Consider the following 10,427-nt stretch of genomic DNA (forward strand, 5'->3'; position numbering starts at 1 on the left):
GTAAATGTATTGTTAACTCCATCAGCCTAAAAGAAGGAGAAGCCAAATTCATTGAGCAGGCACATATCTGCAAAAGCTATGGCGCTGCCGTAGTGGTCATGGCTTTTGATGAACATGGCCAGGCCGATACGGAAGAAAAAAGGGTTTCCTTCAGCCACCGTGCTTATAAGATATTGACAGAAGTCGTAGGATTTGCCCCACAGGACATCATCTTCGACCCTAATATATTTGCTATTGCCACGGGTATTGAAGAACATAACAACTACGCCGTAGAGTTTATCAATGCTACCCGCCGTATTAAAGAACTGATGCCACTGGCTAAAATAAGCGGTGGGGTGAGCAACGTATCGTTCTCCTTCCGGGGTAATGAAACCGTGCGGGAAGCCATGCACTCCGTATTCCTGTATCATGCTATCAAAGCGGGCATGGACATGGGGATTGTGAATGCCGGGATGTTGCAGATATATGATGATATAGAACCAACCCTCCGCGAATTATGTGAGGATGCCATACTAAACAGACGGGATGATGCCACCGAAAGACTGATACAGTTTGCAGAAACCGTTAAGGCCAAAGGAAAGGTAATAGAGAAAGATGAGACCTGGCGGTTAGGTTCTGTGGAAGAAAGGCTAAGTCATGCCCTCGTAAATGGTATTACTGATTATATAGATGGAGATACAGAAGAAGCCCGCCTTAAATATCCACGTCCGCTGGACGTAATTGAAGGCCCGCTGATGGCTGGCATGAACATCGTAGGTGATTTATTCGGCAGTGGTAAAATGTTTTTACCACAGGTAGTAAAGAGCGCCCGCGTGATGAAAAAATCCGTGGCCATTCTAACACCTTACATTGAGGAAGAGAAGCTACGCATGCAGGCAGAATTTGGCGGAGAGATAAAAGCTGCCGGTAAAATACTGCTGGCCACTGTAAAAGGAGATGTACACGATATCGGTAAAAACATCGTAGGTGTAGTACTGGCTTGTAATGGCTATGAAATTATTGACCTCGGCGTAATGGTTCCAACAGAAAAAATTCTGCAGGCCGCCCGCCAGGAAAAAGTAGATATCATTGGTCTTAGTGGTCTGATTACCCCCAGTCTGGATGAAATGGTACACGTAGCCCGTGAACTGAAAAGACAAGACTTTAACATTCCGCTGATCATTGGTGGTGCTACTACCAGCCGTACCCATACCGCTGTTAAAATAGCGCAGGAATATGGTCATGGTGTAGTACACGTACTGGATGCGTCCCGTAGTGTAACAGTGACCGGTAGTCTTTTGAACAAAGCGCTGAAACCAGACTTCCTGGCGGGTATACAGGCAGAATATCACAAACTGAATGAAGCGTTCAAGAATAAAAAACAAACCAAACAATTCCTTCCGATAGCCGTAGCGCAACAAAACAAAACCCTCATCAACTGGGATACCTTTACACCTGTAAAGCCTAAGAAGACCGGGGTAATGAAGTTTGAAAACTACGATCTGGCAGAAATTGCCGCATATATTGACTGGCAGCCGTTCTTCATTGCATGGGAACTGCATGGCAAATTCCCGCAGATCCTCAGTGATGAGGTGGTAGGTGTGGAAGCCACGCGTTTGTTCCAGGATGCAAAAGAATTGCTGGATAAAGTGATTAAAGAAAAATGGTTAGGCGCCAACGCAGTAATAGGCTTGTACCCTGCCAACCGCGTAGCCGCAGACTCAGTGAAAGTAACGCCTGAGCAGGAAGACATTGCGCCGGTGCAGCTGGAGTTCCTGCGTCAGCAGGTGAAGAAGGCTCCCGGACAGGCGAACTTCTCTCTGGCTGATTTCATTGCTCCTGAAGAAACCGGCAAAACCGACTACATTGGCGGGTTTGCGGTGACTACCGGTATAGGTATTGAAAAGTGGCTCGACAAATTCAAAGAGGAGCATGACGACTATAACAGCATTATGCTCAAAGCGCTGGCCGACAGGCTGGCAGAAGCTTTCGCGGAACTCATGCACGAACGCGTACGTAAAGAGTTCTGGGGATATGCCACAGAGGAGCATCTCAGCAATGAGCAACTGATTAAGGAAGAATATGCGGGTATACGTCCGGCACCGGGCTATCCTGCCTGTCCTGACCATACCGAGAAGTACAAGCTGTTTGACCTGTTGAATGCCACCGAAAACACCGGTATCACACTAACGGAATCGCTGGCGATGTACCCTGCCTCCAGTGTGAGTGGCTGGTACTTTGCGAATCCGGAAGGCAAATATTTTGGATTAGGTAAAATAGAAAAAGACCAAGTGATAGACTATGCTGCCCGCAAAGGCTGGACAGTAGAGTTAGCCGAACAATGGCTGCGCCCTAACCTGGAATACGATATATAGCTGAAATAGCTTTTAGCCATTAGCGTTTAGCTGTTAGATTAGAGCGGATGATTAAGCGTAGCGCAGCCATAGCTGTTGGCTCGCAGCGGATGGTTAAAAGCAAATAATACTATTAGATGAAGTAGTTGTTGGCTTATAGTAAAATGAAAGCAGATCCACTGCATTTTGCTATAAGCTAACCGCTAAAAGCCCAAAACTAATGCGAATCATATCTTATAATGTAAACGGCCTGAGGTCAGCCATGACTAAGGGATTCACCGAATGGTTACAATCAGATCCTGCTGATATTATCTGCCTGCAGGAAATCAAAGCTCACCAGGAAAATATTGACTTTGCCCAATTTGAGAAACTGGGTTACGAGCATTACTGGTATCCTGCACAAAAAAAGGGATATAGTGGAGTAGCGGTGCTGACGCGCATTAAGCCGGATTTTGTACAGTATGGTAATGGTCATGAACAGAGTGATACAGAAGGCCGCTTTATAAGGCTGGATTTCGGCGATATTACCCTGATCAATACCTACTTCCCTTCGGGCACCACCGGAGATATCAGGCAGACCTATAAATACCAGTGGTTGGAAGAGTTTTTTCAATACCTGGATGTGTTAAAGAAAACCCGTCCAAAGCTGGTTGTATGCGGCGATTACAATATTTGTCATAAGCCAATAGACATTCATGATCCGGTGAGCAATAAAAATTCTACCGGCTTTTTGCCTGAAGAACGGGCCTGGATGGATCGTTTCTTCGAAAGTGGCTTTGTAGATAGCTTCCGTCATTTTAATGCAGATCCGCATCAATACAGCTGGTGGAGCTTCCGGGCCAATGCCAGGAACAATAACAAGGGCTGGCGTATAGATTATATCAATGTGACTTCGCCCCTGAAAGAACAACTTAAACATGCCACTATTTACCAGCAGGTAAAGCATTCGGACCATTGTCCGGTGTTTGTGGAGCTGGCCGTATAAGCATTTTAGAACCCGTTCGATTTCATATGATCATATATAATGTAACCACGAAAGTGGCCACAGACAGGGAGTTTCAGTGGCTGCAATGGATGAAGGAGTCGCACATTCCGGCCGTTATGGCCACGGGATTGTTCAGCGACTACCGTATGAGCCGGTTACTGGAGCAGGACGATACAGAAGGGCCTACTTATGTGACACAGTATTTTGCGGATAGCCTGGAACAGTATAATATCTTCTCAGAAAGGCACCAACAAGGCCTCCGGCAAAGTGCTTACGCTATTTTCGGAGATCGTTTTATTGCCTTTACAACCGTTATGGAGGTGCTATAAGTAAGGCGTCTTGACTAAACTTATCCACAGGAAATCCACTATTTTCAAGGCATCCGGACTTTGGTACAATACTTGGTTTAAAGCCGCGTTAATAGTAAAAAAGCAGGCAAACATGCCACGGTGCAGGGTTTTACCCGATCCTGCTAAAGCTCACTACTTTAGCATGGATGGAGTCAATCAGCTGTAACCGTTACCAGTAGCGTTTTTCAGCCGATAAAATTTTCTATAAAAAATTTGTAAAAAATTTGGTAATCTGATAAAACGCGCTATATTTGCTCACATCAAACATTTTTTCACTAGTTAAATCTTACTAACTATGAACAAAGCCGAATTAATCGACAAGCTTGCTAAAGATGCAGCTATTACCAAAACCCAAGCTAACGAAGCTCTGGATTCTTTCACCAAAGCAGTTGCTGATACCCTGAAAAAAGGTGGCAAAGTAACTTTGGTTGGTTTCGGTACTTTCTCCGTTTCTAAACGTGCTGCACGTAACGGTAGAAACCCACAAACCGGTCAGATCATCAAGATCAAGGCTAAGAAAGTTGCTAAGTTCAAGGCTGGTAAAGCTTTATCCGACAAGCTCTAATCAGTTACCACAACTTATTCAAGCAAGGAACAATCATGTTTCTTGCTTTTTTTTTATATCAACCGGCCAGCACTACACTATTTCATCGAATTACAGTAATTTGCAGCCTGATAACATCATATTAAATAACAACAAACTTCAAATTATTCGTTATGGGTAGAGGAGATATCAAAACCAAGAAAGGTAAGATCTTCAGTGGTTCTTTCGGTAAAGTTAGATCTGCTAAAACAAGAAAAAATACTGCAGCCAAGACTGCCGCTACAGCAGCCCCAAAGGCGTAAGCATAAAGCGAAAAGCTAAAAGCAAAAAGCTATTGAAGCGAATGACCTAAGCGACGAGTAATATCTGTCAGGTCATTCGCTTCAATAGCTTTTTGCTTTTAGCTTTATGCTTCCTCAAGGCGCCAAACGCGCTATTTCCCAGCTACCATCTGCTGTTAAAGAATATAAAATCCGATCGTGCAGGCGACTACTTCTCCCCTGCCAGAATTCTATCGCCTGAGGCTTCACCACATAACCTCCCCAGTAATCAGGTCTTTGAGGGGCTTCCTGCTGATATTTTGCGGCTACCTGATCTACCTGTTCCTCCAGGAAAGATCTGCCCGGAATGACCTTGCTTTGGGGCGAGACAATGGCGCTTATTCTGCTGCTTAAGGGACGGCTGTCATAATATTCATTACTGATAGCTACCGGTGCTTTACTCACTGTACCTTCTATACGCACCTGTCTTTGCAGCTCCCGCCAGAAGAACAACAGTGTAACATGTGGATTCTGCGCCAGCTCCTGTCCTTTGCGGCTTTCATAGTTAGTGAAAAACAGAAAGCCATCTTCATTAAAACTTTTCAGCAATACGATCCTTGCGGAAGGATGTCCGTCAGGCGTACTGGTGGCCAGTGTCATGGCATTGGCTTCATCTATTTCGCTATGGATGGCATCGTCCCACCACTTCCCGAACTGTGCTAATGGATAAGGATCTATATCACTTTCATCCAGGGAGGCCAGTATATAATCTTTCCGTAAATCAGCTATTTTCTGGTTCAACATGGTCTGTTAATTTTATTGGTTCAAACGGGTCCTCAAAGGTATGGAAGGATAATAGTAATTTTGATGGATCTGATATAAATCATACTATGAAAAGAGTTTCATTATTGGTATTGCTAACTGTTGCGCTACTCTCCTGCCATACGCGCAATGAAAAAGACAGCAGCGTTACCGGCACTACAGCAGATGTTATTGTCCCGTTGGTGTCTACTCCCCTGTTCTATACACAGCTCAAAGGCAAACTAGGTGACAAAGAAATTACCATGCAACTGCTGAAAAGCGCGCCCAATCTGTTTCGTGGTTACTATAGCGATGACAGCACCGGCCGGCCCATTGCATTATGGGGTACCCTGGATTCCAACCTGGTCAATATTTATGAAGAAACCAATAACAGTGCGGAAGACCGGCTGTTCAGCGGCTACCTCTCTGACGACGGAAAGTTCAAGGGAGTATGGCATGGTGATGGCACTTCCTATCATTTTGAGTTTCATACGGATCTGAAAAAAGCCGTGCCATTACAGGTGTTCTACCAGATTGATTCTGCCAAACTAATCCCTTCTTTTCCGAAATCACCCATAGGCACTGTTTCCGGCAGTGTGATATGGCCCGATTCGCTGGTAGATGCTACCACTGCGAACTTCATCATTCAGCAGGTAACAGGCGCGGGGCATTATAAAAATCCGCAGCAGTATCTTAAAAGAGGGATTGACTCGTTTATCCTGAGCTACCGGGTATCTGCCAAAGATGCGGATAGCAGTGAGTTCAGGGATGCATCCACAGCGATGTCATGGAACTGGACCACAGATAATGATATGAAGGTGGTGTACAATACCTGGCCTCTGCTGGTGATAGAGAAATATGCATATGATTTCACGGGCGGTGCACACGGTAATTGGGGGGCTACCTATAAAACACTGGATTTGTCTAAGCGGAAGGTGCTTACACCGGATGATGTTTTCAAGCCGGGTTACAAAGAACCGCTGAGTGTTTTACTGGACAAGGCTTTCAAAGAAAGATTTCATATGAGTGAAGAAGAGGCGTTGGATCAGAATCTGCTGGTGAAAAGCATTCCGCCTAATAATAATATGATTGTAACAGACAAAGGGATTGCTTTCAGCTATGTACCTTATGAGATTGGACCATACGCCCTGGGGCAGGTGACGCTGTTTGTACCGATTACTGCGTTGAAAGGGTTGCTTAAATAATTGGGATTAATAGCTATTAAAAGAAAATGCAGCGAAAAACATATGATATGTTCTTCGCTGCATTTTTGCTAAAAGCTAACTGCTAATAACTTATTTATCCTTTCACTAAAGTACCAACATTTTTACCCATGATTACGTTCAGGAGGTTACCCTGGCGGTTCATATCAAACACGATGATAGGCAGCTTATTTTCCTGGCAAAGGGTAAATGCTGTCATATCCATCACGTTGAGGGATTTCTGGTATACTTCTGAGAAAGTAATGGTTTCGTAGCGGGTGGCTGTTTTATCTTTTTCAGGATCTGCAGTATAGATACCATCTACACGGGTTCCTTTAAGGATTACATCGGCCTGAATTTCAATAGCTCGCAGGGAAGCGGCTGTATCGGTAGTAAAGTACGGGTTACCAGTACCTCCACCAAATATTACCACACGGCCTTTTTCCACGTGGCGGATAGCGCGGCGGCGGATATAAGGTTCTGCGATTTGTTCCATTTTGATGGCAGACTGGAGGCGGGTATAAAGCCCAACTCTTTCCAATCCGCTTTGAAGGGCCATGCCATTGATCACTGTTGCGAGCATTCCCATGTAGTCGCCTTGTGCTCTTTCAATGCCTGTTTCGGCTTCATTCATACCGCGGTAGATATTACCTCCGCCAATTACGATGGCTACCTGTACCCCGAGGTCGGTAACCGCCTTAATATCGTAGGCATACTGTGTTATCACCTTCGGATCAATACCATAATTTGCATCCCCCATGAGGGCCTCTCCGCTCAATTTGAGCAAAATACGCTTATACTTTGGCAACATGACGCTATAAAATATTGTAAGATTGTGATTTCCTAATCTGGTTACGGTATTCTAATATACAACTTAAATGCAGAAAGGAGGAAATGAAGGAAAAAATGCCTTTCATATTGCCGGTTTCCTGTGGGTTAAAGTGTATGATTAGTTATGCACAAAAAAAAGGAGAGAAACGAATTCTCTCCTTTTTTTCAATATGTTATTCTTAACCTAAAGCGATTCGCTTAAAGCCAACCACTTTCAGATCAGCATCTACTGATTTCAGGTAATCCGCTACAGACTTGTTGTTGTCTTTCACGAAAGCCTGTGGCAGCAGGGTGCTTTCTTTGAAGAATTTATTTACTTTACCGGCAGCGATTTTCTCCGCCATTTCAGCAGGTTTGCCTTCCGCTTTCACCTGTTCAACAGCGATTTCTTTTTCGCGGGCGATCAGTTCAGCAGGAACGCCATCCGCATCTACTGCGATTGGGTTCATAGCTGCGATCTGCATAGCGATATCTTTACCTACTTCTTCAGAAACAGGTTTAGAGAAAGCTACGAGTACACCCATACGGAAGTTACCGTGAATGTAAGCGGTTACGCTACCAGCTTCAACGAATTCGAATTTATTGAGGGTGATTTTTTCACCGATTTTTGCTACCTGATCGTTTACCTTGTCAGCTACTGTAGCGCCGTCCAGTGGAGCAGCGTTCAGTTCTTCTACGGTTTTGATACCGCTGGTCAGTGCCAGATCAACGATAGACTGTGCAAATTTTACGAAGTCTTCGTTTTTAGCAACGAAGTCAGTTTCACAACCCAGACCCACGATAACACCGGATTTACCATCAGCTGCTGTTTTAGCGATGATAACGCCTTCTTTTGTTTCACGATCGGAACGTAAAGCAGCCACTTTCTGGCCTTTTTTACGCAGGTAGTCTACTGCTTGTTCAAAATCACCATCACTTTCTACCAGTGCCTTTCTGCAATCCATCATACCAGCACCAGTTTGCTGACGCAGTTTATTTACATCAGCTGCTGTAATTGTTGCCATGAGCTATAATTAGTTTAATTGTTGTAAAAATTTATGACCAGCTTTTAGCTATTAGCCTTTAGCTTTTAGTAAATGCTGTGAAGAACATCTCCGCTGCATTTACTAAAAGCTAAAGGCTAATAGCTAAAAGCTTAATAATTATCTTCCGCCGCCTGGTTTTCTTGGACCACCGCCGCCAGCGCCAGATGGACGACGTTGTCCGCCTGCTGCACCGCCACCACGGTTTCCACCTGCACCACCGCCACGGTTAGCACCGCCGCCCTGGCCACCTGGACCACGACCGCCGCCTTGACCACCACGGTTAGCGCCACCTGGACCGCCTTGACCACGTCCACCACCTGGTGCACCTGGTTTACGACCTCTTTCACGATCTTCGCCACCTTCAACTTCGAACTTACGTGCTTTGTCGTCTGCTTCTTCTTCTTCCTCTACTTCTTCAGATTTCTCTGTAGCTCTTTCAGAAAGACCTTCAGCGATAGCTGCGCAAATGTAGCTGGTGATGATAGCGATAGATTTAGTAGCATCGTCATTCGCAGGAATAGCGAAATCTACTTTAGTAGGATCGGAGTTAGTATCTACCATACCGAAGGTAGAGATACCCAGACGCTTAGCTTCTGCCAGTGCAATGTGTTCGTGGCTGATATCAACCATAAACAGCGCAGCTGGTACACGTGCCAGTTGGGCAATACCACCCAGCACTTTCTCCATTTTCTCTTTATCGCGGCTTAAAGTAAGACGTTCTTTCTTAGTGATGTTGTCGAATGTACCGTCCTGCAGCATTTTTTCAATGCTCTGCATTTTCTTAACACTCTTACGGATCGTAGAGAAGTTAGTGAGCATACCACCTAACCATCTTTCAGTAACGAAAGGCATGTTGATGTTACGCGCAGCATCTGCTACGATTTCTTTCGCTTGCTTTTTAGTAGCAACGAACATGATCTTTTTACCGCTTTTAGCGATAGATTTCAGGGCAGCTGCTGCTTCCTGTAATCCTTCTACGGTTTTGTTCAGATCAATGATATGAATACCTTTCTTTTCTGCGAAAATATAAGGCAGCATCTTGGGATTCCACTTTTTCTTCAGGTGACCGAAGTGAACACCTGCCTCCAGTAACTGCTGCTGCAATGAGGTATTATTTTCCATGTTTATATTGCTCAATTAAAAGGATCAAATAATGTTTAGCTTTTAGCCTCCGGCGAATTAGCCAGTAGCTAACGGCCAATAGCTCAAAAATATTAGCGTTTAGAGAACTGGAAGCTTCTTCTTGCTTTTGCTTTACCTGGTTTCTTACGTTCAACTCCACGTGGATCACGTTTCAGCAGACCAGCAGCTTTCAGTGCCGGACGGAACTCGATGTTCACTTCGCAAAGTGCACGGGCAATACCCAGCTTAATTGCTTCTGCCTGACCTTTGATACCACCACCCTGTGCATTCACTTTCACGTCAAATTTATCGAGAGCCTCGATAGTTTTGAAAGGCAGCTCCACCTGATTTTGCAGGTAGATCAAAGAAAAGTAGTTTTTATAATCTTTGTCGTTAACAGTAATGTTACCGGTACCCTTGTTGATATAAACACGGGCAACAGCTTCCTTACGACGACCTATTGTATTTTTTTGCTTTTCCATGTATCAGAGAAAAATTAGAAAGTTAAAGGTTGTGGTTTCTGCGCAGCATGAGGATGTTCAGCACCAGCATATACAAATAATTTTTTGTACATCGCACGGCCCAGACGGTTCTTAGGCAACATGCCTTTAACAGCCTTTTCGATCAACACCTCAGGACGGCGGCGGATCAGATCCTTAGCCAACTCGATTCTCTGACCACCTGGGAAGCCAGTGTAGTGCATATATTCTTTCTCCTGCATTTTGTTGCCTGTTAAAGCAATCTTTTCTGCATTGATTACGATGATATAATCACCACAATCAGTATGAGGCGTATAGTAAGGCTTGTTTTTACCTCTTAAGATAGCCGCCATTTTAGCTGCCACTCTTCCCAGCGTCAGGTTGGTAGCATCTACTATATGCCAGTCACGCTTTACGTAAGCGTCGTTAGCCGATTTAGTTCTGAAACTTAATGTATTCATTGTTGTATACGATAAAAATTACGTCTTGTAAACA

General features: G+C 44.6%; 12 protein-coding genes. 6 read left to right on the top strand and 6 right to left on the bottom strand.

Annotated elements, in window-relative coordinates; genetic code table 11:
• The 5 genes from metH to VIP81_RS06760 all read left to right on the top strand — a co-directional run.
• A partial coding sequence (metH, locus tag VIP81_RS06740; RefSeq protein ID WP_331957707.1) for a methionine synthase occupies positions 1 to 2,354 on the top strand: 2,354 nt, incomplete at its 5' end.
• 199 nt (positions 2,355 to 2,553) lie between these two features.
• Entirely contained in the window at positions 2,554 to 3,318 is a 765-nt protein-coding gene (locus VIP81_RS06745; protein WP_331957708.1) for an exodeoxyribonuclease III, read from the top strand.
• Between the two features lie 26 nt (positions 3,319 to 3,344).
• Entirely contained in the window at positions 3,345 to 3,647 is a 303-nt protein-coding gene (locus tag VIP81_RS06750; protein ID WP_331957709.1) for a DUF4286 family protein, read from the top strand.
• Between the two features lie 316 nt (positions 3,648 to 3,963).
• Positions 3,964 to 4,233: an HU family DNA-binding protein gene (locus VIP81_RS06755; protein ID WP_029465307.1), complete on the top strand. Its 270-nt coding sequence runs from the start codon at positions 3,964 to 3,966 to the stop codon at positions 4,231 to 4,233.
• Positions 4,234 to 4,385: 152 nt separating this feature from the next.
• Complete coding sequence (locus VIP81_RS06760; protein WP_331957710.1) at positions 4,386 to 4,514, top strand: 30S ribosomal protein THX; 129 nt, start codon at positions 4,386 to 4,388, stop codon at positions 4,512 to 4,514.
• Positions 4,515 to 4,628: 114 nt separating this feature from the next.
• Here VIP81_RS06760 and pdxH read toward each other — a convergent pair whose 3' ends face one another.
• Entirely contained in the window at positions 4,629 to 5,276 is a 648-nt protein-coding gene (gene pdxH, locus VIP81_RS06765) for a pyridoxamine 5'-phosphate oxidase (protein ID WP_331957712.1), read from the bottom strand.
• Between the two features lie 86 nt (positions 5,277 to 5,362).
• Between pdxH and VIP81_RS06770 the strand changes: the two genes are divergently transcribed.
• A complete protein-coding gene (locus tag VIP81_RS06770) occupies positions 5,363 to 6,478 on the top strand; it encodes a DUF3298 and DUF4163 domain-containing protein (protein ID WP_331957714.1) in 1,116 nt (371 codons plus the stop codon).
• Positions 6,479 to 6,572: 94 nt separating this feature from the next.
• Here the strand turns inward: VIP81_RS06770 and pyrH are convergent, their stop codons facing one another.
• The 5 genes from pyrH to rplM all read right to left on the bottom strand — a co-directional run bounded on the left by pyrH (position 6,573) and on the right by rplM (position 10,393).
• Positions 6,573 to 7,286: a UMP kinase gene (gene pyrH / locus VIP81_RS06775; RefSeq protein WP_133807696.1), complete on the bottom strand. Its 714-nt coding sequence runs from the start codon at positions 7,284 to 7,286 to the stop codon at positions 6,573 to 6,575.
• Between the two features lie 199 nt (positions 7,287 to 7,485).
• Complete coding sequence (gene tsf / locus VIP81_RS06780; protein WP_331957717.1) at positions 7,486 to 8,310, bottom strand: translation elongation factor Ts; 825 nt, start codon at positions 8,308 to 8,310, stop codon at positions 7,486 to 7,488.
• Positions 8,311 to 8,448: 138 nt separating this feature from the next.
• Entirely contained in the window at positions 8,449 to 9,453 is a 1,005-nt protein-coding gene (gene rpsB / locus VIP81_RS06785; RefSeq protein WP_331957719.1) for a 30S ribosomal protein S2, read from the bottom strand.
• 92 nt (positions 9,454 to 9,545) lie between these two features.
• Positions 9,546 to 9,935, bottom strand: coding sequence for a 30S ribosomal protein S9 (gene rpsI, locus VIP81_RS06790; protein ID WP_079471350.1), 390 nt, complete (start codon positions 9,933 to 9,935; stop codon positions 9,546 to 9,548).
• Positions 9,936 to 9,949: 14 nt separating this feature from the next.
• Complete coding sequence (gene rplM, locus VIP81_RS06795; RefSeq protein WP_079471351.1) at positions 9,950 to 10,393, bottom strand: 50S ribosomal protein L13; 444 nt, start codon at positions 10,391 to 10,393, stop codon at positions 9,950 to 9,952.
• Between the last annotated feature and the right edge of the window lie 34 nt (positions 10,394 to 10,427).

Source organism: Chitinophaga sp. (assembly GCF_036566945.1).
In the GTDB taxonomy this organism is placed as follows: Bacteria; Bacteroidota; Bacteroidia; order Chitinophagales; family Chitinophagaceae; genus Chitinophaga.